The 25943-nt window shown below is 34.7% G+C and carries 21 protein-coding genes; 13 read left to right on the top strand and 8 right to left on the bottom strand.

The genetic code is table 11. From position 1 onward, the window contains the following. The first annotated feature begins 66 nt into the window (after nt 1-66). The gene (locus tag M666_RS13480) at nt 67-726 is read left to right on the top strand and encodes a hydrolase (protein WP_029446291.1); all 660 of its coding nucleotides are present in this window, start codon (nt 67-69) and stop codon (nt 724-726) included. A 1-nt stretch (nt 727) separates the two neighbouring features. Next, nucleotides 728-1138, top strand: coding sequence for a GNAT family N-acetyltransferase (locus tag M666_RS13475; RefSeq protein ID WP_034659750.1), 411 nt, complete (start codon nt 728-730; stop codon nt 1136-1138). 45 nt (nt 1139-1183) lie between these two features. On the opposite strand, the gene M666_RS13470 is transcribed toward M666_RS13475, so the two are convergent. The 5 genes from M666_RS13470 to M666_RS13450 form a co-directional block, all read right to left on the bottom strand. Next, entirely contained in the window at nt 1184-2674 is a 1491-nt protein-coding gene (locus tag M666_RS13470; RefSeq protein WP_029446290.1) for a calcineurin-like phosphoesterase C-terminal domain-containing protein, read from the bottom strand. A 10-nt stretch (nt 2675-2684) separates the two neighbouring features. Next, nucleotides 2685-4481 (bottom strand): alkaline phosphatase, encoded by a 1797-nt coding sequence (locus M666_RS13465; protein ID WP_082007915.1) that lies wholly within the window; start codon nt 4479-4481, stop codon nt 2685-2687. Between the two features lie 78 nt (nt 4482-4559). Then, nucleotides 4560-6152 carry a RagB/SusD family nutrient uptake outer membrane protein gene (locus M666_RS13460; protein ID WP_029446288.1) on the bottom strand — a complete coding sequence of 531 codons (1593 nt, stop codon included), beginning with the start codon at nt 6150-6152 and terminating at the stop codon, nt 4560-4562. 17 nt (nt 6153-6169) lie between these two features. Then, entirely contained in the window at nt 6170-9232 is a 3063-nt protein-coding gene (locus tag M666_RS13455; protein ID WP_029446287.1) for a SusC/RagA family TonB-linked outer membrane protein, read from the bottom strand. Nucleotides 9233-9397: 165 nt separating this feature from the next. Then, on the bottom strand, nt 9398-13126 hold the full coding sequence (locus M666_RS13450; RefSeq protein ID WP_029446286.1) for a helix-turn-helix domain-containing protein: 3729 nt from the start codon (nt 13124-13126) through the stop codon (nt 9398-9400). A gap of 159 nt (nt 13127-13285) precedes the next feature. Here M666_RS13450 and M666_RS13445 point away from each other — a divergent pair, with 159 nt between their 5' ends. The 8 genes from M666_RS13445 to M666_RS13410 all read left to right on the top strand — a co-directional run bounded on the left by M666_RS13445 (nt 13286) and on the right by M666_RS13410 (nt 19906). After that, the gene (locus tag M666_RS13445; RefSeq protein ID WP_029446285.1) at nt 13286-13729 is read left to right on the top strand and encodes a VOC family protein; all 444 of its coding nucleotides are present in this window, start codon (nt 13286-13288) and stop codon (nt 13727-13729) included. A gap of 5 nt (nt 13730-13734) precedes the next feature. Then, complete coding sequence (locus M666_RS13440) at nt 13735-14730, top strand: pirin family protein (protein WP_029446284.1); 996 nt, start codon at nt 13735-13737, stop codon at nt 14728-14730. An 11-nt stretch (nt 14731-14741) separates the two neighbouring features. Then, nucleotides 14742-15842 (top strand): DUF695 domain-containing protein, encoded by a 1101-nt coding sequence (locus M666_RS13435; RefSeq protein WP_029446283.1) that lies wholly within the window; start codon nt 14742-14744, stop codon nt 15840-15842. 31 nt (nt 15843-15873) lie between these two features. Further along, nucleotides 15874-16443, top strand: a complete 570-nt coding sequence (locus M666_RS13430) for a PAS domain-containing protein (protein ID WP_029446282.1) — start codon at nt 15874-15876, stop codon at nt 16441-16443. Between the two features lie 86 nt (nt 16444-16529). Next, entirely contained in the window at nt 16530-17084 is a 555-nt protein-coding gene (locus tag M666_RS13425; protein ID WP_029446281.1) for a TetR/AcrR family transcriptional regulator, read from the top strand. 61 nt (nt 17085-17145) lie between these two features. Next, nucleotides 17146-18006 (top strand): SDR family oxidoreductase, encoded by an 861-nt coding sequence (locus M666_RS13420; RefSeq protein WP_029446280.1) that lies wholly within the window; start codon nt 17146-17148, stop codon nt 18004-18006. Nucleotides 18007-18128: 122 nt separating this feature from the next. Continuing rightward, nucleotides 18129-18965 (top strand): peptidylprolyl isomerase, encoded by an 837-nt coding sequence (locus M666_RS13415; RefSeq protein ID WP_029446279.1) that lies wholly within the window; start codon nt 18129-18131, stop codon nt 18963-18965. Between the two features lie 170 nt (nt 18966-19135). Beyond that, nucleotides 19136-19906, top strand: coding sequence for a hypothetical protein (locus M666_RS13410; protein WP_029446278.1), 771 nt, complete (start codon nt 19136-19138; stop codon nt 19904-19906). 66 nt (nt 19907-19972) lie between these two features. Here M666_RS13410 and murA read toward each other — a convergent pair whose 3' ends face one another. From murA to M666_RS13395, 3 genes are all read right to left on the bottom strand, one after another. After that, entirely contained in the window at nt 19973-21283 is a 1311-nt protein-coding gene (gene murA, locus M666_RS13405) for a UDP-N-acetylglucosamine 1-carboxyvinyltransferase (RefSeq protein ID WP_025614944.1), read from the bottom strand. 16 nt (nt 21284-21299) lie between these two features. Continuing rightward, nucleotides 21300-21974: a DUF4290 domain-containing protein gene (locus tag M666_RS13400; RefSeq protein ID WP_024480527.1), complete on the bottom strand. Its 675-nt coding sequence runs from the start codon at nt 21972-21974 to the stop codon at nt 21300-21302. Between the two features lie 87 nt (nt 21975-22061). Continuing rightward, nucleotides 22062-22349 (bottom strand): DUF493 family protein, encoded by a 288-nt coding sequence (locus M666_RS13395; RefSeq protein ID WP_029446277.1) that lies wholly within the window; start codon nt 22347-22349, stop codon nt 22062-22064. Nucleotides 22350-22532: 183 nt separating this feature from the next. Here M666_RS13395 and M666_RS13390 point away from each other — a divergent pair, with 183 nt between their 5' ends. Genes M666_RS13390 through fmt form a run of 3 tightly spaced genes read left to right on the top strand, consistent with a single transcriptional unit; the run spans nt 22533 to nt 25920 of the window. Next, nucleotides 22533-23075, top strand: coding sequence for an AAA family ATPase (locus M666_RS13390; RefSeq protein WP_029446276.1), 543 nt, complete (start codon nt 22533-22535; stop codon nt 23073-23075). Further along, entirely contained in the window at nt 23075-24976 is a 1902-nt protein-coding gene (locus M666_RS13385; RefSeq protein WP_029446275.1) for a RecQ family ATP-dependent DNA helicase, read from the top strand. Before M666_RS13390 ends, M666_RS13385 begins: the two co-directional genes overlap by 1 nt. Continuing rightward, nucleotides 24973-25920, top strand: a complete 948-nt coding sequence (gene fmt, locus M666_RS13380; RefSeq protein ID WP_029446274.1) for a methionyl-tRNA formyltransferase — start codon at nt 24973-24975, stop codon at nt 25918-25920. Before M666_RS13385 ends, fmt begins: the two co-directional genes overlap by 4 nt. The last annotated feature ends 23 nt before the right edge of the window (nt 25921-25943 follow it).

Genomic DNA, 25943 nt, shown 5'->3' with positions numbered 1-25943 from the left:
ATGAGCAATTATAAATTGGTATATCTTTAATCTAGAATTCTTAATTAAAAAAGGTTCTAGAATTTTATGGATAAAATCCCATCATTTGGTAGCCGTTTACGAAGAAATATAGTAACCGTACCTGAAATTATTGAGCAGTGCTCAGGCATTAGTGTATTTGGCCAAGTTTTGAAATCGTTTTTATTTAGTACAGACGTGGCAATTATCAGGAATACCAATGCAAATGCTATCATAGCGGTATATCCTTTTACCCCACAACCAGTAATCTCTAATGCATTGATTTTAGCCGCAGATAAACCCATATTTTGTGGGGTTGGTGGCGGACTCACCACAGGTATGCGTTCATTGGAATTGGCGATACATGCAGAATTTCAGGGTGCAATGGGAGTAGTACTTAACAAGCCTACTCCTAATAGTTTAATTGCAGAGTTAAAAGAGAAAATAGATATTCCTGTGACCATAACTATTGTATCGGACAAAGATGATATCCGTGGAAGAATAAAAGCTGGAGTAGATATTTTTAACGTTTCTGGAGCCAGCAAGACTACAGATATCATTAAGAGAATAAAAGATATTAATCCAGATGTTGCTATTTTAGCTACTGGAGGAAAGTCAGAAGAGACCATATTAGAAGCTATAGAAGCAGGTGCGAATGCTATATCTTACACCCCACCTTCTACAGGAGAATTGTTTAAAGAAATTATGACCCGTTACAGAGACGAATAAAATGATTGAAATAAAAGAAATTACAGCAGAAGAAACATATCCACTGCGGCATGAGGTCATGTATCCTAATCATCCTTTTGAGTATATAAAACTTCCAAAAGACCAAGAAGGAAAACACTTTGCTGTAGTAAATAATGCGAAAAATGTGACCGTAGTTTCTTTATTTTTTGAAAATGATAACGCTCAATTTCGCAAGCTCGCTACCCTAGAATCTGAACAAGGTAAAGGGTATGCTTCTAAGCTTCTAGATTTTATAATCGCCTATGCCAAGACAAAAAATGCTAAAAAATTGTGGTGTAATGCAAGAGTTAATAAAACCAATTATTATAAAAAATTTGGGTTAAAAGAAACCCATAAAACCTATACCGAAGCAGGTATTGATTTTATTATCTTAGAAATGGACTTAATTTAAAAACTCCCATTTAAACAAATAATTAGGGATTTAAAAGCGATAACATTACCTCCATAATACGCTGCTCTCCCGTACATTTAATAACAAATTAGAATTCATTGCTCTTACCTGTATTAAATGAGCACCTTCCTTCATGTTTTCTGGAATAGCAATACGCCATAAATGTTTACTATTTTTAACTGCCTCTGGAAATGCACTAATAGGCTGACCTTTATAACGGCCTAAAACTTGGAGTTTGTACAATCGTTTTAATTCTGGTGCAACTCCTTCATGTTTATCCATTGGCAACCATTGGTTATCCCCAAAATTAATTTCTACTTGAGTATTTTCATCTGCCGCAAAAACATTGGCATAAACAAAAGGCTCGTTCAATTCATTTAATGATTTATCCCACTCATTAACTTCAGGAACCCATATATTAATTTGCTTGGTTGCGGGTGCTCCTGAAACTTTATATTGAAGTTCACGTTTATCTCCTTCCACATTCATAAACCAATACCCTTTAGGCGTACCATCATGCATAATAGAAAATGGGATACCTCTCAAATCATGTGATCCTTGCCACCACGAACCACAAACTGCTCCACAAACCAATTCATGTATTGCAGTTTTCTGTAATGCTCTGTTATAATAATTATGATATTGGGTATGTGTATGGCCCGCAGCAATAAAAACATCATCAAAAGGACGCAGTAGCTTTAGTAAAGCATCCTTATTACTAACTTCATCAAAAGGAATATGCATAGCAATATTGATTGCTTTGTACTTATCCTTCTTTAAAGCTATAAGGTTTTTTATAAATTCTAATTGATCACTATCGATTTGTGCTTTGTACTTCCCTTCAGGTAAAGGGCTGATATTATTTAAAACCAAAAATAAATTATCTCCATATTCAAAAGCATAATATGAGGGCCCAAATTTAGCTTCAAAACTAGCGTCTCTATCACTCAAAGTTGTGGCTTCAAAATTCAAATCATGGTTGCCAATTACATAAAAAACAGGACAACCGACTAAACCTAAGACAGCCGCTAATGGATCAAATATTTCAAGATTATCAAAAGATAAATCTCCTAAAGGCATTATAAAATCTGGTCTATTATAAACCAATTCTTCTGTTACCAATTTTCCAACATGGTGCACATCATCTATAACATCTACTTGTACATCTCCTAAAAGAGCTACTTTGGTTTTTTTATTTTCTGTATGCGCATATAATGCAAAGTCATAATCCTTAATGTTCTCTTTTAAAGGATGAAAATACGACTGTACAATATGTTGTTCATTGCGTTTTGAAATATAGCCTGACGGTTTTATAACAAACACCAAATTACCTGGAATAGCTTTAATAGTATACGCTCCATTAGGATCAGAAACAACAATATCTTTTCCGTTACTTATCAAAATATTGGGAAGTCCTTTTTCAGTTCTATTAAAAGTCCCATTCTTATTCTCGTCTAAAAAAACAGTTCCACTTATTTTCTGACCGAAAGAATACATCACTAGAAGAAAAAATAATGGTATTAATCGTTTTTCCATGACAATTCTTTTATTTATTTAAGGCATTAAGAATTTTTGAAAACAATGCGGTATTCTCATAGACTCCTTGGAATTTTCCTGAACCTGGACCATAAGCGAAAATGGGAACCATAACTCCGGTATGATCATGTGATGCAAAATCAGCTTCAATTTTATTGGTATTCATAGCTCCGTCAAGTAAACTCAAGCCAGATGTTTCATGGTCTGCTGTAATTACCACCAAGGTTTCTCCATCACGATCTGCAAACTTTATAGCTTCCGTAATAGCGGTATCAAAATCAATCGCTTCAGAAATAACTCCTTCAATATCATTATAATGACCAAAGCTATCTATTTGAGCTCCTTCTACAAGTAAGAAGAAAGGATTATTATCTTTGGATAAAAAAGTTATTGCCTCTTTAGTGGTTTTAGACAAAACATTTGATCTTCCGTCGATTATGGAAGGCACCCCGTTTTCCGAGAGAAAAAAGCCGACTTTTGCCACTTTCTGATTATTTAACTCATTCAATTGATTAATTACAAAAAAATTTGAAGCTATTGGTAACGTATTGAAAGTAGATTTTCCACCACCAGCAAAAAAGTTTAATGGACTAGAAATTAGGTCTTTTGCAATAGCCAAGGTCTCTGACCTATCTATTTGGTGCGCATAAAAAGAAGACGGAGTAGCACCTGTAATTTCATCAGTAGTAATGATTCCTGTTTTATATCCTTTTTTAGAAAGAATTTCTATGATATTAGGGATTGGTTTACCCTTACTATCTGTACCTATTGCTCTATTGTTTGTTTTTTCTCCCGTGGCCATAGCAGTAGCACCTGCTGCAGAGTCCGTCGTAAAATCGTCGGCAGCTTGCGTTTTCACTAAACCTATACTTTTTAGTTGTGTTAAGGTAAGTGCTCCTTTATTTGCTAAAACAGCCGCGGAAATTTGTGACAAACCCGTGCCATCACCAATCATCAAAATAATATTTTTTACAGGCTTATCTCTATTGTCAGATTTGAAATTTGGACTATAAACCTCTGAAAAAATAGTAGCTTTATGAATCCGAGAATCTAGACTGCGAACATATTTAGAACACTCATAAATAGCATCGGTATTGATCACGTCTACCCCTAAATCTACAAAGGTGCGCCATGCTGTTTTTGAATCTGGTGTTGCCCAAAACCTAAAGGTCTTCCCTAAACTCTTTGCTTGCGCTAATACATTTGTTACCTTTTCTAAATCTTCATGGGTAAGCCTTCCTTTACCATTCCAGTGAGAATACTGCTTAAAACTTGTACTTACCATAGCAACCTTTTTCCAATTCTCTTCACTCAAATTATGCGAAATTTTTTGGTAATCAAAAAATATAAATTCCGGATAGTTTCTATAGTTTTCAGCCTCTGGTCTATTTCCAGAAATGACAATTTTAATTTCAGGATGTTCTATTATTTTGGGGTACTTTTTTAAACGCTTAATAATGGCATTCAAAGTGGTAATAGCTTCTGACTTTACATCTATCATTAAATGGAATTGATGTATAGATCCAATATTATTTTCAATCGCGGAATTTAGTGGTATCAAATATAAATTCTCAAGCGTACGTTCAGCATCTATTTCTGCATCTGTGTGTGCTACTTTTAGAGATTTATTCTTTAAAAATACATCAACCTCTATACTATTTAATCCATTTGAAAAGGCAGTCCAAAAAGGTACACTTTGTACATAGTCATTATGAGAATGAATTAAAACAGCATTTTTTTCTTGTCCGTAGGAAGCTATTGTTATAAAGAAAACAACGATCCAAACGATTCTTTTAAATAAAAACATAAAATTTAAAAATTAAGAAAAGGTGCAACCAGTGAGAATGCACCTTTTCAAATTAAAAACATAAAATAAGTGTAGAAATTACCAACCTTGATTAGGTGCAATTCCTGAAGATTGAATTACTGTAGCAGGAATTGGCCAAACATGCATATAGGAAGGGTCAAAATTTCTTGCTGGCCATACTACTTCCGATGTATATGGGGAATCTGGATTAGATCTATCTGAATAAATTCTTCCATAAATTGGTTTGCTGTAAGCTTCTTGTGCATCACCCCAGCGTACTAAATCAAAATGTCTATTTGCAAATTCACCAGCTAGCTCTACACGGCGTTCGTGTTTAAGATCTGCCATAGTAGCATTACTTTTCGGGGATAAGCCTGCTCTTTCTCGTACCAAATTTAATGGCTCATCGCCATTCTTACCGTCAGCAATAAGCGCTTCTGCTTTCATTAATAAAACCTCAGCGTAACGCATCAGTGGCACATTGTAAACGGTAGAAGGATTATCACCGTTTGTATTTAAATAAGTCCCAACAGGATTTTCATATTGAAACTCATACATGTATTTATTAAATTGAAAACCTGAATTTGAATTTTCTGATTGATACCTTCTTTCCTCACCGAAATAAGTGAAATTGTCACCAAAATTTAACATCGTAACCCCTCTTCTTATATCGTCTTCTTCAAATTCATTATATAAGCCTTCTGATGGCGTAAAATATCCCCAACCATTATATTTACCCCAACCTTTATTCTCTAACATCACTCCGGTCAAAATACTACCGCCGTCTATACCTGAATCTACAGACCAAATATATTCGCTCCCCCAATTGTTCAAATGACTATGCAATTCGCGATAATCTTTTTCAGGGTTATTGGTATCTATTAAAGCTCTACCTGAGCCAGAATTTGTAACCGCATCTGCATATCTAACAACTTCAGCATATCTACTTTGATCATACTGTGCCCAATATAAATTAGTCTTAGCTATATAAGCTAAAGCTGCATCTCTATGTGGACGACCATAATTTTCTGCACTATATGAAGTAAAAAGAGGTAAAAGATCTACAGCCATTTTCAAATCATCTTCTATCTGTTGGTAGTTTTCAATGACACTTGAAGGTCTTGTATAACTACCAGCTTCATCATTCATATTAAGCTCTGTAACAATTGGAACTCCGCCATTTGCTCCATTATCACCATAGGTATGTGCTACCCAGAAATAGCTAAACGCACGCATAAAATATGCTTCTCCTAGGTACTGATCCTTTAAAGCTTCGCTAATTTCCATATTTGGGACATTTAGAATTACATCATTAGCTCTTCTAATTACCTGATAACTCTTTGGGTAGCATGTAGAAGTATAACTCCCCTCGCCTCCAGAAATATTAAAATCTTTAATATTATCTGCAGCGGCTTTTATGCGCCCAGTAACCATATCGTCTGATGCATTGATATACCAAAAGAAACCTCTAGAAAACATTTCTTGATCAGTCATGTAAGCATACATACTATTTACAGCTTCTTGCGCATCTTGCTCTGTTTTCCAAAAATTTGCATACGAAGTGCTTCCTAAGGGAGAAACTTCCGTAAAATCTTCAGAACATGAATTAGCTAAACCAAGACCTGCAATAGCTATAGTGAATAGGAATAATTCTTTAAATCTATTTTTCATTTTAAGTGTTTTTTTAATTAAAGAGATAATGATAAACCAGCAGTGATTGTTCTAGAAAGTGGGTATTTGGCAACATCTAAACCCTTACCTCCTACTTCAGGATCTAACCCTGAATACTTTGTAATTGTAAAAATGTTTTCTGCGGATACGTAAATGCGTAAAGAAGCACCTTTTGCTATTGTATTCATTATACTAGCGTCTAAATTATACCCTAGCGTGACGTTTTTCATTCTCAAATAAGAAGCATCTTCTAAATAGTAGCTAGACGTTGTACCAAAATTCTTATTATCGTCTTTAGTTGAAATTCTCGGAATACTTGTATCAGTATTGGAAGGAGACCAAGCATCCATGACACGATTATCTAAATTATATCCAGTTAATGAGGCATTATAGGTGGTAAACTTGTATCCGTTAAATACATCTACCCCAGCAACACCTTGGAAAAGCATATTTATATCAAAATTTTTGTAATTTAAATTTAAACCAAAATTATACGTAACATCTGGTTGATAGCTATCATAAAAAATCTTGTCATTATCATCAATCTTACCGTCATTATTACTATCCGCAAATTTGAAATCTCCAGGCACAGCATTTGGCTGAATTAAAGAGCCCTCCTTTGAATGTGCATCAATTTCTGCTTGATTTTGAAATATACCAACTTGAGGAATTAAGTACATGGCGTATAGTGATCTTCCTACTTCAGAACGGAATGGTCTTAATACTTGACGAACATCATCATCATGCGCTATAAAGTTGATGCCACTTTTATTATACCCTTCTAAGTTTATTAACTCATTATCTAAGATACTTGCATTTGCATTTATAGTAAAGTTCACATCGCCGATGGCATTGGAAAAGTTAGCTGCAATTTCAAAGCCTGAATTTTGTACTTCCCCTCCATTTACATCTGCAGCACTAGTTCCTTGATTTAAATCTTCTAAACCAGGTAAAATCATTCCTTTTGTGGTTTTTTGAAAGTAATCAAAAGTTAAGTTTAAGCTGTTGTTGAATAAGGATGCATCCATTCCTAAATCTATTGACTCTGAAATCTCCCATTTCAAATTAGGGTTAGATTGTTTTCCCACAAATGCTCCTTTGTTGTCTTGCGAAGCATTTTCTCCTAAGATAACCGTTGTACTATTTAATGGAACATCAAAAGAATAATAGCCTACGGAATTAATATTCCCAATCTGTCCCCAAGAAGCTCTTAATTTTAAATCGCTAACTGCAGAAACATCAAAGAAAGACTCATCACTCAAACGCCAACCTAACGTTGCTGAAGGAAAGTTATCTACTTGGTTATTTACAGCTAAACGCGAAGTTCTGTCTCTACGGATAGCTCCTGAGACAAAGTATCTATTTTTAAAATTATACATAACTCTACCAATAGCTGAAGTCAAAGCATCTTCATAAATTCCTGTGCTAGGGTTACGAATTACAGAAGCATTTGATAGGTATTGATTGAAGGGTTCTTCATTGCTAAACCCTTCTCCTTGTACCGATAGAGACTCATAATTTGTATGTTGAGCAGAATAAATAGCCGTAATATCTAAATTATGATTTCCAAATGATTTTTTATACCCAATTTGATTGTCCCAAACCCAACGATTAGTTGTCGAGGAATTCTGATTTAAGTAGTTATTAGGATTAGATCTTCCTAGCTCTGGCACCCTAGGCTGAAATCTCTTAGAATTTGATTGTGTATAGCTATATGCATAACTGGTTTTATAAGATAAACCAGTTATTATTTCATATTTGGTATAAATATTTGCGTTTATGAAATTAGTTGGTGCTGTCACCGTAGGACGTAGCAATAAAGCTAACGGATTATAAACATCTCCATAAGCCCCTGCAAATTGTGAAAGATTCTCTGGAGCAACGCCCGCGAAACTACCATCTTCGTAGCGTGTAGGTGCCGATGAAGGCATGTAAATTGCATTAATTATAGTTCCTGAATATGGATTATCCGTATTTGTTCCTACAGCTTCTGTTCTTGAAAAATAAACATTTTCTCCAATCGTAATTTTATCAGATAACGCTACGTCCGATTTTACTCTAAAGTTAAAACGCTCTGCGCTAGTCCCTTCAAGTAGTCCTTCTCTCTTATTGTAACCAAAAGAAGTTAAATAATTAAATTTCTCAGTAGCACCACTTAGGTTGATGTTAGTGTTTATTATTTTTGCTGGTCTAAAAATAGCATCCATCCAATTGGTGCGGTTTACCTGTCCATAAGGATTTTGTAATGCATCGTGAGCAGATTGTCTTGGAGAACCACCATTATCTGCTGCTAGATTATAAGTTGCCGCTTGTTCTTGCGCTGTTAATGGTGTTGGTAAATTTGTAGCTTCTTGAATTCCGCTATAAAAGTCTGCAACGATTTGTGGCTTTCCAATTTTTCCTTTTTTAGTCTGAATTACAATAACACCTGATGCTGCCTGTGCTCCGTAAATTGCTGCTGCAGCGGCATCTTTAAGAATAGACACCGATGCAATATCATTAGGATTAATCGCCGGACCGTAATATGGAACACCATCTACTACTGTTAAAGGCTGCTCACTTGCAAAAGATCCCAATCCTCTAATAACTATACTTCCACTTTGTGATGGATCACCACCTTGTTGGAGAACGGTAACCCCTGCCACATTACCTTGTAAGAAATCTGTTAAACTAGCTACAGGTCTGGAAGCTATACTTTCAACATTACTTACTGTTGAAATTGCCGAGGTTAAATCGCCTTTTTTGGCAGAACCATACCCAATCAGTACCACTTCATCTAAGGCACTTGCTTCCTCGTTTAAAACGATACGAAGCATTTGATTGCCATTATATGAAACTTCTTTCTGAGCATAACCAATTGATGATACTATTAATATACCATGCTCGTTCATTAACTCTAGGGTAAAATTTCCGTCAAAATCGGCTGCTGTTCCTCCCCCTGCTTGCTGCTTCTCTAAAATTGAAGCTCCAGGAATTGGCACCCCTTCACTATCCATTACATTACCTGTTACAGTTACTTGTGCATAGGAATAAAACACGCTTCCTAAAACAAGAAATAAAATTAAGTACATTTTTTTCATTGAAATATCTATTTTGGTTTGGAGCAAATGTATTTTACGAGGAAAGCACAAAGGAGGAATTTTGTTTCTCAAAGGAGGACAAATCATTCAAATTGGAGGGTAAAAAACAATAAAAAAGCGCACTTTTGTTTCACTAACATTTAGCTAACATTGCCATAATCTTGACTATACAATAGGCTTTACCAATTGCGCTTTAAATTCTTTAGGGCTAACACCATAATACTTTTTAAAAGAGCGCCCAAAATACTTGGGGTCATTATACCCACATTCAAAGCTAATTTCGGAGATATTAAACTTGTTCGTCTTTAGTAAAGCCTCTGCTTTCTGTAATCGTAAAGAGGTAATAACATCTGATGGTGATTGCTCCAATATTTCTTTATAGATTCTATAGCATTTTACACGTGATATCCCTAGTTTCTCCACCAACATTTCTACATTGAAAGAAGGGTTAGATAGTTCTTGTTTAATTATAGTAAGACTACTTTTTAATAATTTATCATTTGGAGAATCTATATCATCATCATCTGTAAGTATTTGAAATATCTCTTGTTGTAATTTATGTTCAACACGATTTTCTCGCCTTTCTATAAGGCTTGAAATTTTCTTTAAAATAAACTGTTCACTCGCAGGTAATTGTATGACCACATCAATACCAAACTCTACAGACTGTTCCTGTAATTCGTAATTTATATCTTCCGATATATAGACCATAGGAATTTGTCTCTTATTAGAAGCATTAACCATTGAGCTTTTTAAATACTGAACTAATTCTTTAGAAAATGTAGCTTGGTAGAATACAATAACGTCAATAGTCATATGGTTAATAGCTGAAGTGAAATTATTGACATCATTTTCAAAAACTAATTGGTAATGTTCATTATCAAGGATTTGATTTGCGACACTAAAATTTACTTCCTCACTAAATATTAGAATTTGTTTTTTACCCAATTGTACATCTTTCTGTTGGTCTAAATACTTCCAGGTAATATTTTCAACTTGATGGTGATTGGCGTCAATAAATTCAACAGGTATTTTCAGTGCTATATGCAATCCCTCTACTAGCTCTTCCTTAAAAGTACCTTCTAAATCTTTCAGAATATTTTGAACAGCAATAAAGTACGGGCTATAGTGTAAAATACTATACCAATTAGAAATTAAAACACTACTATTTGAATGAATTTGGATATCTAAAAATTTATTTTGCCTTTCAATTCTAATACCAATAGTACTTGAAGTGTCTGAATACTTTGCCAAATCGTTAAATAAATATTGTAGTAACAACCTCAAGCGTAATACGTCTACAGCCACCCAACCTAGGGAATTTTCAAATTCTGCATTAAAATTGACTTTATTATTTTTTAATTTTACTTTGAGTTTATCAATACTGGCTTTTAAGAGAATAGGAAGGTTTATCGCAGCTATTTTTACGTCACCAATTTCTTTAACATGATCTAAATAATTCCATTCAGAGACTAAATTCACTAATTTACCAGCTTCCCAGAGCACTTCTTTTTGAACTTTTACATCCTCTTTCAACCCACTGGCTAATTTTATAACTCTTGATATAGGTTCTTGAAATTCTGAAAGTACAAATGTCTTAAACTTTTCAATTTCAAAATCTTCATTTTTAAGATTATTATGAATGGTGAGTAGCTTTTCTTTCTGTAATACAATCTCTTTATTTCTATTATCTAATAATGTATTGATGGTTAGTAAGTCTTTCTTCTGATTTTCTATAACTTGCGTTCTGGAAATAATCTGAGCTTCTAATTTTTTTTGTTGTGATGAAGCCGCCTTATTCTTGAATAACAGGATTAAAAAAGCACATACTATGACTAAACAAGTAAGTGTTATATAAAAATATAAAGTTTCATAGAACGCTTTTTTTATTTTTAATTGAAATGAAATTGGCTTTACTGTTGAAATATTACTCTCTTTCACAGAGAAAGTAAAATCACCCGAAGAAAGATCTGAATATATAATTTTTTTACTTTTTGGTAATCGCTGCCATCCCTCATCTTTACCTTCAAGTTGATAATAAATTTCTGCATTTATATTGTTTGGAAATTTAATTGGCACTATACTAATTTCTAAATCATTATTATTGTGATCTTTGATTATTTGGTTCTCATAATTCTCTTTTCCGTCTACTACTATTTTCAGTTTAGCAGGAGTCTCTTTATGCACTAGCTCATTAGGATTAAAATAATTTAATCCATTCACACCTCCAAAAAACATGACACCTTTATCATCTTGAAAAAAAGTACCTTCGGAAAATTCTGGTGCTTGCCAGCCCTCTTTTGGATCAAAGGCTTTAACCTCGTAGGTGCTTTTGTTAATTACGGCAATTCCCTTTGTAGTACTAACCCAAATCTCATTTTTATTAGTAAGAATTCCGTAAACCATATGACTGGGTAATCCTTCTGCTTCCGAAATATTTTTGACAACTTTGCTCTGTTTGTTATAAACGCTAATACCGCCTAAAGAAGCAATCCAGTAATTACTTGTCAATTCATCTTTATAAATAGAATAAATACTATTTCCTAGAATGCCGTTATCCTTTGTCAACTGTTCTACGATACCAGTTCTAGTGTCAAAGAATAATACCCCATTCTCTTCAGTTCCTATAGTAATTTCATCTCCATTTTTAGTAATACTTCTAATATTAAACGGATCAAACTGATTTTGTCCCTTAAAAATTTCGAACCGGTTTTCATTCAAATTGAACTTCGCAAGGCCACCCCAACAGGCAATCCATAGTTGTTTTTTAGCATCTTCAAACATGGAATAATTTCGGTTATTTGGTAGTTCAGAAATCAAATCAGCTTCATACGTTTTATATCCCTTATCTGTAATACGCAATATTCCGGCATAGGTACCCACCCAAATAGTACCATCACTAGCTGTAAATAAATTACGTACACGCTCCCAATCGCTATTTTGTGTGGTCTCTTTTACTTTATATTTAAGATAGCACTGTGTTCCCGTATCATAATAATAAATGCCATTAGTGTAATAACCCAACCATAAATTAGACTTACTATCCTTGGTTATCGCTCGTAATGTTTCATTTGGCAAATGTGGATAATTCACGGGGTGCGGAACTATACTCGTAATTTTATCTGAACCATTATAAGCCATACTTAAGCCTCCATCTTTCTGACCGAGCCAAACATTACCAAAAAGGTCTTGATGTAATTTTTCTATTTCATTACTATTAAAACTATATGGCGTATAAACATCATAATTGTAATGCTCAATTGTAGCGTTATTTATATTGCTCATATTATTTGGTAAAATAAAAAGACCGTCTCTCCGTGTTGCAAACCATATATTACCAGCAGCATCTCTTAAAACATCATTAATTATGAGACTGGGATACTTTTCTAAAAGTATTTTTTTGAAGTTTTCATGACGTTCTTTCTTAGGAGCAGTATAGGTGTCAATAATAAATTTGCCATTTATATACTTATAGGCGGAGTTCCCTGAAAAAACATACAGGGAACCATCTTTTGCTAATTTTATTTGATTGGGAGTGCTATCAAATTTAAAATTTTCAAAATTATGATTACCTGAATATTTTGATATATAACCTTCTTTTGTAATTAACCAAATAGAACCATCCTTGTCGCGCTCAAGATTAACAACGTAGTTACCAGGTAGCGTATGTTCATCATTTATTGTATGTTTATAATACTTAATGCTCTCACCATCAAAATAATTTAATCCGTCTAAAGTAGCTATCCAAAGACCTCCATTTAGATCATTCTCTATATCAATTACAGAATTATTAGATAACCCATCATCTGTAGTATAATTTTCAAATTTTATGTGTTGCCCGATTAGAGCAGAAAAAGTAAACGTAAAAAGAATGGAGAAGATAAAACGATTCATTTTGATTGTTTAAATCTACAATGATATGAATCTACCATTACTCCAATATAAACTATAGGTTAATTTAATAAAAAACCATCCAATGCGTTCAAGCATTATACAAAAAGTATTCCTAATCTTATCTATTTTTTGGGTAACTTAGAAGCTTAAATTTATAGAATGAAAAAACTACTGTTCTTTTTTGTATTCTTTATGGTTGCTATAAGCCATGCTCAGAAATTTGATTTCACTATTGACCATACTACACTTATTGTCAATGATTTAAAAACTACGGGCGATTTCTACCAAAAAGTTATCGGTTTAAAAGAAATAGACCATCCTACCAAAGATCCTGGTTTCAGGTGGTTTTCTATCCAAGGAAATACACAGCTCCATTTAATATACAAAGCAGATGTAGTAATGAAAAAGCATAAATCTAGTCATGTATGCTTATCAACATCGCAATTAAATGAATTCATACAAAATTTAGAGCAGAATAATATCTCATATGAAGATTGGCCCGGCACTAAAAGTGCTATTACTTTACGCGCCGATGGTGTAAAACAAATTTATATTACAGATCCTGAAGGTTATTGGATTGAGATAAACGACGCAAAACATTAAGCCATATGAGTACTATAAAATCTGTTTTTCCATTAGGGTTTCCATGGCAAACGCAAGATCCTTTTTTATTCTGCGTATACCACTTAGATCATTATCCGGAAGGTAATGAAGAGATGGGACCTAAAGCTTCCTTGGAAGGCAGAACATTAGGAAACAATTTTACTTTAAAAGATGGTTGGCGTATGTACCACGGGAAAACCGTTCCTGGTTTTCCTGCACATCCGCACCGTGGTTTTGAAACTATAACTATAGTAAATAAAGGTTATTGCGATCATTCGGATTCTCTTGGTGCTGCCGGACGTTTTGGTATGGGAGATGTTCAATGGATGACTGCAGGCCGTGGCGTACAACACTCAGAAATGTTTCCATTATTGAGTACTGACACCCCAAACCCGCTAGAAATGTTTCAAATCTGGCTTAATTTACCTCAGAAAAGTAAATTTGTCGCCCCCTATTTTGCCATGCTCTGGCACGAAGATATTCCAATTATAAAAACCGAATCTAGCTCCGTAAAAGTAATTGCAGGGACCTATAATGAACATGCAGCATTAGACCCTGCCCCGAATTCTTGGGCTGCAAATAGCGCAAATGAAGTGGCTATCTGGAATATACATGTAGAGGCAAGTAGTACCTATACCTTACCAAAAGCAAAAAGTGATGTCACTAGAACTTTGTATTTTTATGAAGGAGATCGTATTGTAATGGATGGACAAACGATTACTCCAAATCATGGTATTATCGTAGATGTTTCGGAAGCTATTGAAATAAAAGTATTAGGCAAAAATGCCCATTTTTTAATGCTACAAGGAAAACCTATTAAAGAACCTATTGCAAAATACGGCCCTTTTGTTATGAATAGTGATGAAGAGATTCAACAAGCCATGCAAGAGTATCAATTAACCCAATTTGGCGGATGGCCTTGGCCTCAGGCTGCGCATGTACACGATAAAAATAAAGGTAGGTTTGCAAAATACCCAGATGGAAATATTGTAGAAAAATAGATTAGTAATTTATGAGTTTTTTAAAATCGTTATTTAATACAAAAGACGCCGAAGCTCCGGCTCCCCTATCATATCAAGATTTTTGGACCTGGTTTCAAGAACATGAAAAAGCTTTTTATGAGGTCATTAAAAGTGGTAATGATATCGAACAAAAATTCTTTGATGTTTTAGGTCCAAAATTAAATGAACTAAAAGAGCGTACTTTTTGGTATTTATCTGGCATGTCTGATGATACCACGGCAGAACTTATTTTAACGGCAGATGGCAATTTAAAGCATATTCCTTTTGTGGAAGAACTTGCTGCTGCCGCGCCTGTTCTTAAGAATTGGAAAATTACTTCTTTAAAACAACCCAGTTCCTCTAGTACCTTCGGTATTAAAATGAATGATTATACGTTTAGTGAAGAAACTATGAGTTTCTACGCCCATGAAATTCCGGAAATGCCAGATCAAATAGAACTGACTATTCTACATACCGCATATACTCCCGAAAATGAATCTCATATTTCTCATGGTGCCTACATCTTACTAGATAATTTCTTAGGAGAATTAAATTGTGTTACTACTATAGATCATATTATCTTTAAGAATACCAAAGATGCAGAAAAAGAGCTTGTTCCCTTAGCCAAGCTAAAAGACTTCTTACTTTGGCGTGAAAAAGAATTTATTGAAAAGTATGAAGGTTTACGTCATAATACCGAAAAAGATAGTTATTCTAGTTTTAATGGTACCTTAAAAAACGGACTCCCTATTATTGCCATTGTCAATACAGATATTTTACAATGGAATGCTAAAGCGTCTCACCCTTGGATTGCCATTGCTATTTTTAAGTTTGAAGGAGATGACAACAACGGTATGCCTGACGATGAAACATACAATTTATTAAATACATTAGAAGACCGTATTATGTTAGAATTAAAAGATTCTGATGGCTACATTAATATTGGTAGAGAAACTGCAAATTCTACAAGAGAAATTTACTTTTCTTGCCATGATTTTAGAAAACCCGCTATAGTTTTCGACCAGATACAAAAAGAAAATAAAGAACTAATCAGTTTTGATTTTGAGATTTATAAAGATAAATATTGGCAGACGTTCAATAAATATCTTTAAAAAACAGCTTAGGAAAACAAAAAAAAAGAAAATGAAAAAAGAAATGGATCAAATGATGTGTTTAGATATTTACCTATCCTCATTAACAGAACAAGAAAATAAAGATATTACTGTTGCTGTTAAACCGGCAAAAAAAGGCGCTATGGCTCCACTATTAAGTTGGGATCTTCATATTGATAATTTTCACAATTTAGCCGTGCAATCTAAGCAAGAAACTGCTGTTCGGGCGTTTGAAAAAATTGCTAAAAAATTACAATGGGAAAATGACATTTCTTCTCTTTTTGAAAACCAAGAATTTGAAGCATTAGTAATTACTGATTTACACAAAAAAATTGTTTGGGTAAGTGACGGATTTTCAGAAATGACCGGATATACTAAAAAATTCGCATTAGATAAAACTCCAGCTTTTCTTCAAGGCGCAGAAACTACAGCGGAAGTAAAATCTCGTATCAACGCAAAGATTAAAAAAGACGAACCTTTTACAGACATCATTGTCAACTACAGAAAAGACAAAACCTCTTATAAGTGTGAGATTAAAATTATTCCTTTATACACCGAAAAAACAACACATTATCTAGCGTTAGAACGCCAAGTAGTATAAAAAAATAAATTGCCAGGTTTAGGTGTTTTTAAAATATGCCTGGTATTAATTTGGAATAATCATTCCAAATTATATATCTTTGCGGTGTGAGTAAGAAAGAACAGATCTTATCGGCAGCTTTAAAGCTTTTAATTGTGAAGGGCATTCATAACACCCCTGTCTCTGCTATCGCAAAAGAAGCAGGTACAGGGATGGGGACTATTTATAATTATTTCCCGGACAAAGATGCCTTAATCAATGAACTATATGTGACTATAAAACAGAAAGAAGAAGCCATTTTCCTTTCCCTAAGCTCCGAGCAACCTATAAAACAACAATTTGAAGTCTATTATTCAGCTATAATAAATTTCTTTATTGATAACTCTAGTTATTTTAGTTTTATGGAGCAATTACAGGCGTCTCCAATCATTACGGCCGAGAGTAAACTTGTAGGATATAAGGCTATTGAACCGGTCAGCCACTTATTAAATAAAGGAAAAGAAGCGCTCATTATTAAAAATATTGCGAGTGAAGAGCTACTTCAATTTATAGGTGGATCTATACTTTCCTACTTACGTTGGTATTTTAAAGAAAATCGAAAAGATATCAGCCAAGCCTATCAAAATCAGTTAACTATGGCATGGGACTCCATTAAGGCCTAAAAAAATTTATCACTAATTTGGAATGATTGTTCACTCCAAAGTAAAATTAAAATCACTACTTATGAAAAAAAATGTTTTAATCACAGGAACTTCAACAGGAGTTGGTCTACAAGCCGCTGTTTTATTTGCAAGAAATGGCTATAAAGTGTATGCTACTATGCGCAATGTATCAAAAGCAGCTGAACTTGAAACCTACCGTAAGAATGAGAACTTAGCTATTGAACTGCTCCCGCTAGATGTTACTAAAAGTGACACTATTGCAGCCGCTGTAGCTACTATTCTTTCTAAGGATGGAAAGATTGATGTGCTGATCAATAACGCGGGTGCTGGCTTTGCAAAAACTACCGAAGAAGCAACGGAAGATGAAATTAATTGGGTGACCAATGTTAATTATACCGGGGTGGTCCTATGTACCAAAGCCGTTTTACCACATATGCGTAAGCAAAAATCAGGACAAATCATAAACGTTACCTCCGTAGGTGGTTTAGTAGGGCAACCTTTTAATGAATTGTATTGTGGCGCTAAATTTGCCGTAGAAGGGTATATGGAAGCTTTAGCCTCTTATCTTTCCGATCCGTTTAATATAAGAATAACCTGTGTTGAACCTGGTGGAATTGCTACCGAATTTATGAAGTCGGCCATATCTAAAACAAGCATTGAAGGTCAACTTGCTACAGGAGAATATCTACCCATTTTTGAAAGATACATGGCTGGTATTCAAAAAAGAGGTAATGAAAGTGAGTTAAATCTATATCAAACTCCAGAAGAAGTGGCTAAAGTTCTCCTAGAAGTTGCAAGCAATGAGAACCCTCCATTACGTATTAGAACTTCTGAATGGGCAGAAGAATTTACAGCCTTAAAGACAGAACTAGATCCTGATGGCAGCAAGCTTATACAACAACTAAAAAGCACGTTTTTATAATATCATCCTTGACAAAAAAAAAGACACGCCCTTTACAGCCCGCACCTTTGTGAGGTTTTTAAAGGGCGTTTTAGTAGTTTAATTTGATTATCTTAGATGCTACCGATTCTAAAATAATCCTGATGAAATTATTTTCAAAGTTATCTTCCCTCCTTATAACGTGTATCCTTATTTATAGTTGCCAAGAAAACCAAAAGGAAGCCCCTACTCCCTCGAAAAACAGACAACGTATAGAACTGGTCACAAATAAAGGAACTATGGTGATAGCTCTTTATAATGATACGCCACTTCATCGTGATAACTTCATTAACCTAGTACAACATAAAGCCTATGACAGCCTTCTATTTCATAGAGTTATCTCCAATTTCATGATTCAGGCAGGAGATCCTGAAAGCAGAAACGCAAAAGCTATGGACACTTTGGGAGAAGGTGATGTTCCTTATCGTGTGAAGGCAGAATTTTTGCCTCATCTTTTTCATAAAAAAGGGGTTTTAGCTGCTGCCCGTGATGGTAACCCTGAACGCGCCTCTAGTGGAATGCAATTTTATATCGTTCAAGGAAAAATATATAATGATAGCCTGTTAACGATTGCAGAAAAGAGAATAAACGGATGGTTAGCAGAACATTATATTAGAAAAGACCGTGCACACAGCTATCTTTTAGATTCGCTACAGCATCATAGCGCTAGCGGAAATACCACAAAATACATGCTATATAAAGATAGCATTACCAACTGGGCAGCACATGCAGAGGAATTTAAACCCTATACTATTCCTGATGATCAGCGCAGAGTTTATAAAACACTAGGGGGTGTACCACATTTAGATCAGAATTATACTGTTTTTGGGGAAGTTATTGAAGGCCTAGCTACTATAGATTCTATTGCAACTACAGTAACTGGAGAATTTGACAGACCAATTGATGATGTACGTATTATAGCTATGCGTTTGGTAGAATAAACCTAAAATAGGCTTTAATTTACTTAAAACACATACTATAAAACATCCTATAATTTTACCTGCGGTTCATCGAAAAAAATAAAAATAAGTCTTTCTAGAAGTAAGCAAACCCATTTTCTATACGTTACTAATGATAGAATTCCCAAACCAACCCTATCATAACCAACGTCATGGATAAATTTCTACGAATTTTAAAACCTGTTAAAGTATATGCTAATCATGAAGCTAAATCTAGGATTATAAAAGAACTACAGCCCGATGAACTTATTTCTTTTAACCGTGAAAAAAGAAGAAATAAAGAGAATTGGATGGAAATTTATCTTGAAAAAGATACCGTTGGATACCTAAAAAAAGATAGTGATGCCTTTTTTCGTTGCAGTTTTGCTAGCTTAAATGACGAAATCTCTTCTGGCTTTAACTACGAATATAAAACAGAAGACGCATCTAAGGTAGATACTCTTTTTCATCAAATAGGCACCCTCAACAAAGAACAACATACCGTAGAAACTATTGAGGTAAAAACAATAGATGATTCTGACGAGAAAAAAATGGCACATCTACAACTAGAATATAATGCAGATATTATCCATGTTATTCCTGTAGTATTCACCAAAGAAAGCGAATTCTATGTAACCAATGACGCCATAGCAAACAAAAGTTTATTTATTGAAGTAGATAACCGCCAGGGCAAAAAAGGGTATTTATTAAAAACGACCAATTATACCAATACAGAAGATAAATGGGTGGCTCCTTTTGCCATAACGGTAGCGATACTTACCGTTATAGGAATTTTCATGGCTTTTCTAGCTTCTGGATGGATTGTGGTAAGCGGACTCATGTTTATTGTAGGGATTGGAGTTGCTTTTGTATTGATCTTTGTGATGCAAATACTGATCCTAATTCTCAGGGGAATCTTCAATCATATTAGAAAACGCTTGTAAAGACAAGACCTAAAAAAACCGCAAAACTGTTGCTTTGCGGTTTTTATATCGTACTAGTTAAGATCACTAAGACACACGTGTAATTTTTGCGCCAATAGCACGTAAACGTTCATCTATATTTTCATAACCTCTATCTATCTGTTCTATATTATGAATCGTAGAGGTTCCTTTTGCAGACAAGGCCGCAATTAATAAAGAAACTCCCGCTCTAATATCTGGAGAAACCATGGTTGTAGCTTTTAATGTAGACTCAAAATTATGCCCTATCACCGTAGCTCTATGCGGATCACAAAGAATTACTTTAGCCCCCATATCTAATAATTTATCTACGAAGAACAAGCGGCTTTCAAACATTTTTTGATGTACCAATACCTCTCCTTTAGCTTGCGTAGCTACTACTAGAATGATACTCAATAAATCTGGTGTTAAACCAGGCCATGGAGCATCTGCAATTGTTAATATAGAACCGTCTATATAGTTCTGTATTTCATATCCGCTTGTATGTGCCGGAATATAAATATCATCCCCTTTACGTTCAATCGTAATTCCTAATTTACGAAAAACGGTAGGTATTTGTCCTAAGTCATCCCAACTTACATTTTTAATCGTAAGCTCACTTCGTGTCATAGCAGCAAGACCAATCCAGCTACCAATTTCAATCATATCTGGCAACATTGTATGTGATGTTCCTCCTAAAGTATCTACCCCTTCAATAGTAAGTAGATTAGAACCTACTCCACTTATTTTAGCCCCCATTCGGTTCAGCATTTTACAAAGTTGCTGTAAGTAAGGTTCACAAGCGGCGTTATAAATTGTTGTTGTTCCTTCTGCAAGAACAGCTGCCATTACAATATTTGCGGTACCGGTAACAGATGCTTCATCTAAAAGCATGTACGTACCTTTTAGTTTTTTTGCTTCTACACCGTAAAAATGTTCTTCTTTGTTGTAACGAAACTTTGCGCCTAAATTTATAAAACCTTCAAAGTGCGTATCAAGTCTTCTTCTACCAATCTTGTCTCCTCCTGGCTTAGGAATATATCCTTTTCCAAAACGAGCCAATAATGGGCCTACTAACATGATAGATCCGCGTAATCCGCGTCCGTCTTCTTTAAACTGGTCTGATTGTAGGTACTCTAGATTTACGTCATCTGCCACAAAACTATAAGAGCCTTTTCCTTTTTTCTGGATTTTCACACCCAAATCTTCTAGTAAAGCAATTAGTTTATTAACATCAATAATATCTGGGATATTATGTATTGTTACAGGTTCTGCCGTTAAAAGTACAGCACATAATATTTGCAGTGCTTCGTTTTTTGCACCTTGTGGTGTAATATCACCATGAAGTTGATGACCGCCTTCAATTTTAAATGTTCCCATTTAATGTATCGGATTATTAATAACGCTTCTTACCGCGATTATTATTTCTATTATTTGTATTTTTTTTGTTGTTGGAGCGATTAGAATTTTGTTTCGCTGGTCTGTTTTTTAGGAACTGACCGCTATCTGTAAGGTGCTCTTCTGTGGCTGCCAAATCTATCTCACCATCACTCAATTCGTGCAAATGCTTAAAAATGATCTTATCTTCAACGGTATCTTTGTTCCAGTTTAAATAACATTTTTTCATGTGATTGGCAATAGCATATTCTAAACCATCACGCTTATCGCCTTTTTCCCAAGACATAGCCACATCAATCATTTGCTTAATATTATTTCCGTAGAAACGATATTTAGGAAAATTTTGCGGATATCCTAGCGGCTCAGGACGTTCTTGAAGCATTTCCTTCGTCGTCACTGGGTAAGGAGAATCTACCTTCAACTTAAAATCAGACATGATAAACAGCTGATCCCATAATTTGTGTTGAAAATCTGGAACATCTCTAAAATGAGGTTGCAAATTACCCATCACACTAATAATAGCTTGTGCTATTTTATTACGTTCTTCATCATCTTCTATGCTCATGGCATAGTCTACCATTTTCTGGAAATGACGCCCGTATTCCGGAATAATAAGCTGTGGACGCTCCGTGTTGTACTCTAGATTGAATACTTCGTTGTTAGCTAAATTCAAATTGAAAAGTTTTTCTTAATAATTATAAAGAGGAAAGTATGCTCTTAAAGCATGCAAAATAACAAAATTCTGTTAGATATGCTAAGATTACAAAGATATTAAACCTTCTACACCTGCAACCTTCTTATAATAAGCAATAATTGCCTCGGCAGAATCTAAACGTAAGCTTATAGAAACACTCGTAAATTTTCCGTTTTTAGATAATTTATTAATCACCACTGCATCTGTATCATCAAATGCACTTTCTATTTCTTTTACTCCCGTTCCTGCTGTAGGCACTATAAATTTATATAAATAAGTAGTAGGAAAGGTGCTCGTTTCTACAAGACGCTCTTTGAGCTTGTCGTAAAACTCTTTTTCTTTATCGGTATCCATGAAAGTCTTTTTACAAAGATAATCTGATTTTTTTTGATACCATAAATTGAGCCCTATTTTATAAAACTATCTTACACGGTACCCGTTTTTTTACCGCACAAATACCTCCTAAAACGAAACATTTGTAGCGCATGCGGCAATACTATATCATTTGATTACTTTTGTGCTTCTAAAAATAATGAATTGAGCACAAAGAAAGTTGTAATTGCAGGCGGACCAAGCACAGGAAAGACTTCTGTGGTACATGGTATAGAAAAAGCAGGTTTTAAATGTTTCCATGAAATTTCTAGAGAAATAACACTTCAAGCAAGAGAGGAAGGTATTGAACAGTTATTTTTAACAGATCCCCTACTATTTAGTCAGCGTATATTAGAAGGCAGAAAATCGCAATTTATAGCTTCCGAATCACTTACCGATCCCCTTGTATTTTTTGATCGTGGCCTACCAGATGTAGTTGCTTATTTAGATTGTTTTGGCACCGAATATCCAAAGACATTTTCAGAAATTTGTGATGCCCACCCATACGATACGATATTTTTATTACCCCCTTGGAAAGAAATACATACGTCTGATAATGAACGTTATGAAAATTACGAAGAGGCCTTACAGATTCATGATTGCTTAGAAAAAGCATACCAAAGTTTTGGATATGCCATTATTGAAGTACCCAAGGTTTCTGTTGACGAACGAGTAGCTTTTATCATAGAAGAACTAAAATTAAATTAGTGCAGCTAGAGCCTAAAGACATTTTAAAAAAATATTGGGGATTTTCTGATTTTAAAGAATCTCAAGAAGAAATTATAGCTGCTATTTTACAGCAGAAAGATGTCCTCGCTTTGTTACCTACAGGCGGAGGAAAATCGCTTTGCTTTCAAGTTCCTGCGCTGGCTACTGATGGAATTTGCATTGTCGTTTCCCCTTTAATCGCCTTAATTAAAGACCAAGTAGACAATCTAAAAAAGAAAGGTGTAAAGGCATTAGCGCTAACGGGTGGTATCTCTCAAAATGAAGTAGTAGATTTATTAGACAATTGCCTTTATGGGAATTATAAATTTCTATACCTATCTCCCGAAAGGTTGCAACAAGATCTTATAAAAGACCGCATTCAGGAAATGAATGTAAATCTAATTGCCATAGATGAAGCTCACTGTATTTCTCAATGGGGAAATGATTTTAGACCTTCTTATCTTAACTGTAGTGTACTAAGAGATCTAGCGCCTGATGCTCCTATCATTGCTTTAACAGCCACTGCAACCCCTGTAGTCGCTAAAGATATTGTCACTAATTTAAGGCTTGATGAACCCTTAATTAAGAAAACTTCCTTTGCTAGAGATAATATTGCTTTTAATGTACGTTGGGATGATGACAAGCACTACCAATTAAAGCAACTTTTGCAAGACAGTAAACACAGTGGTATTGTTTATGTACGTACCAGAAAACTAACCCAAGAATTAACGCATTACTTAAGTTCTCAAAACATAAGTGCTACCTTTTATCATGGCGGACTCTCTAAAGAGGTAAAAGGAGACCGTTTAAAGTTATGGCTAGACGATAAAGTGCGGGTCATGGTAGCTACCAACGCCTTTGGCATGGGAATAGACAAAGCAGATGTGAGTACTATTGTACATTATCAAATACCTGATAGTGTAGAAAACTATTTTCAAGAAGCGGGTAGAGCTGGTAGAAATGGTGCTCCTGCTACAGCTACTGTACTCACCAACAAATCTGATGAAATACAGGTAAAACGACAGTTTTTGAGTGGTTTACCCACGGTACCGTATTTAAAAACGCTCTACAATAAGCTCAATAATTACTTTCAAATTTCTTTTGGAGAAAGTAGTACAGAAACGTATCAATTAAATTTTAATGCCTTCTGCGCCACTTATTCTTTAAACCCTTTTCTAACGTATAACGCACTGCGTATTTTAGATCAGAATTCTGTGATTGCTTTATCAGAATCATTTTCAAAAAAAACCAGTATACGATTTATCGCTACAAAAAATCATATTTTTGATTACATTGATACCTATGGCAAAATAGCGCCGATACTACAGGTTATTTTAAGAACCTATGGCGGAATTTTTGAGTACGACACTAAAATAAATACTTTTGCCATTGCCAAAAAATCGAGCGTTAGCGAAAAAGAGGTTGTTAAGGTATTAGAACAGTTAAAGAAAGATGAAATTATTACCTATACCGCTCAGCACAATGATATAGAAGTGTTATTTCTTGTTCCTAGAGAAGATGAAAGAACCATTAATCTCTTTGCTAAAAAAGTAGAACTCCTTACCGCCCAGAAAACAAAAAATATAGAAGCCGTTCTTCAATATTTAAAGAATGATACGGTGTGTAGAAGTCAGCAATTACTGGCCTACTTTGGAGAGAAAAAAGAGGCTTGTGGACGTTGCGATGTGTGCTTAAAAACTCCGCCTATTGCTGTAGAAATTATAGCATTAGCCAAAGAGGCCATTTTAATGCAATTACAGCAGAAGCCACAAACTTCTAGAGAAATTATAAAGACCGTCCTTTATAAAGAAGAGGCTATTTTTAGTGCTATAAAGGCACTTTTAGAAGATGAAATAATAGATATTACCGAAAAAAACGAATACAAAATAGCAAAAGCATGAGCAAACTACGAATAGTCTTTATGGGAACCCCAGATTTTGCAGTTGGCATACTGGATACTTTAGTACAGCATTCTTTTGATGTTGTTGGTGTCATAACAGCTCCAGACAAACCTGCGGGTCGCGGTAGAAAACTAAATGAATCTGCTGTAAAAAAATATGCCGTAGCACATAACCTTAAGGTATTACAACCTACCAATTTAAAGAACGAAGAATTTCTAGAAGAATTAAAAGCGTTGAAACCTAATCTACAGATTATTGTTGCTTTTAGAATGCTCCCAAAAGTAGTCTGGGAAATTCCAGAGCACGGCACTTTTAATTTACACGCTTCCCTCCTGCCTGATTATAGAGGTGCTGCCCCTATAAACTGGGCCATAATTAATGGAGAGACAAAAACAGGCGTTACTACTTTCTTTATAGATGATAAGATTGATACTGGAGAAATACTTCTACAATCAGAAATAGCTATTGATCCAGAAGAGAACGCAGGAAGCCTACATGACAAGTTGATGATCTTGGGCGCTGATCTAGTGATAACTACTGTAAAAGCTATTGAATCTGGCCATGTAACTACGAAGAAGCAGCCAGATACGCCTATTGAAAAAGTAGCCTATAAAATTCATAAAGATACCTGTGAGATTAATTGGGATGCTTCAATGGATAAAATTTACAACCATATTCGTGGGTTGAGTCCGTATCCTGCATCATGGACTACCTTATATAATGGTGAAACAGAATTATTTCTGAAAATTTACGATGCCACCTTATTAAAAGAAGAACATTCTATAAAAGCTAAAACTGTCGTTTTTGATAAAAAAACCATCAAAATTGCTGTGACTGGCGGTTTCATTGAGCTTTTAGAGATTCAGCTTCCTGGAAAAAGAAAGATGAAAACCCATGAGGTTCTAAATGGCTTAAAATTGGATGAAAATGCATATGTTGGCTAAGGCCTTGCTATCACTAGTCTCGA

The sequence above is a fragment of the Cellulophaga baltica 18 genome, from assembly GCF_000468615.2.
GTDB lineage: Bacteria > Bacteroidota > Bacteroidia > Flavobacteriales > Flavobacteriaceae > Cellulophaga > Cellulophaga baltica.
This window is presented reverse-complemented; position numbering and strand designations above follow the sequence as displayed.

Excerpts from the sequence above, each read along its gene's own strand:
- M666_RS13480 (WP_029446291.1), top strand. The coding sequence starts at position 67 with ATGGATAAAATCCCATCATTTGGTAGCCGTTTACGAAGAAATATAGTA.
- M666_RS13475 (WP_034659750.1), top strand. The coding sequence starts at position 728 with ATGATTGAAATAAAAGAAATTACAGCAGAAGAAACATATCCACTGCGG.
- M666_RS13470 (WP_029446290.1), bottom strand. The coding sequence starts at position 2,674 with ATGGAAAAACGATTAATACCATTATTTTTTCTTCTAGTGATGTATTCT.
- M666_RS13465 (WP_082007915.1), bottom strand. The coding sequence starts at position 4,481 with ATGTTTTTATTTAAAAGAATCGTTTGGATCGTTGTTTTCTTTATAACA.
- M666_RS13460 (WP_029446288.1), bottom strand. The coding sequence starts at position 6,152 with ATGAAAAATAGATTTAAAGAATTATTCCTATTCACTATAGCTATTGCA.
- M666_RS13455 (WP_029446287.1), bottom strand. The coding sequence starts at position 9,232 with ATGAAAAAAATGTACTTAATTTTATTTCTTGTTTTAGGAAGCGTGTTT.
- M666_RS13450 (WP_029446286.1), bottom strand. The coding sequence starts at position 13,126 with ATGAATCGTTTTATCTTCTCCATTCTTTTTACGTTTACTTTTTCTGCT.
- M666_RS13445 (WP_029446285.1), top strand. The coding sequence starts at position 13,286 with ATGAAAAAACTACTGTTCTTTTTTGTATTCTTTATGGTTGCTATAAGC.
- M666_RS13440 (WP_029446284.1), top strand. The coding sequence starts at position 13,735 with ATGAGTACTATAAAATCTGTTTTTCCATTAGGGTTTCCATGGCAAACG.
- M666_RS13435 (WP_029446283.1), top strand. The coding sequence starts at position 14,742 with ATGAGTTTTTTAAAATCGTTATTTAATACAAAAGACGCCGAAGCTCCG.
- M666_RS13430 (WP_029446282.1), top strand. The coding sequence starts at position 15,874 with ATGAAAAAAGAAATGGATCAAATGATGTGTTTAGATATTTACCTATCC.
- M666_RS13420 (WP_029446280.1), top strand. The coding sequence starts at position 17,146 with ATGAAAAAAAATGTTTTAATCACAGGAACTTCAACAGGAGTTGGTCTA.
- M666_RS13415 (WP_029446279.1), top strand. The coding sequence starts at position 18,129 with ATGAAATTATTTTCAAAGTTATCTTCCCTCCTTATAACGTGTATCCTT.
- M666_RS13410 (WP_029446278.1), top strand. The coding sequence starts at position 19,136 with ATGGATAAATTTCTACGAATTTTAAAACCTGTTAAAGTATATGCTAAT.
- murA (WP_025614944.1), bottom strand. The coding sequence starts at position 21,283 with ATGGGAACATTTAAAATTGAAGGCGGTCATCAACTTCATGGTGATATT.
- M666_RS13395 (WP_029446277.1), bottom strand. The coding sequence starts at position 22,349 with ATGGATACCGATAAAGAAAAAGAGTTTTACGACAAGCTCAAAGAGCGT.
- fmt (WP_029446274.1), top strand. The coding sequence starts at position 24,973 with ATGAGCAAACTACGAATAGTCTTTATGGGAACCCCAGATTTTGCAGTT.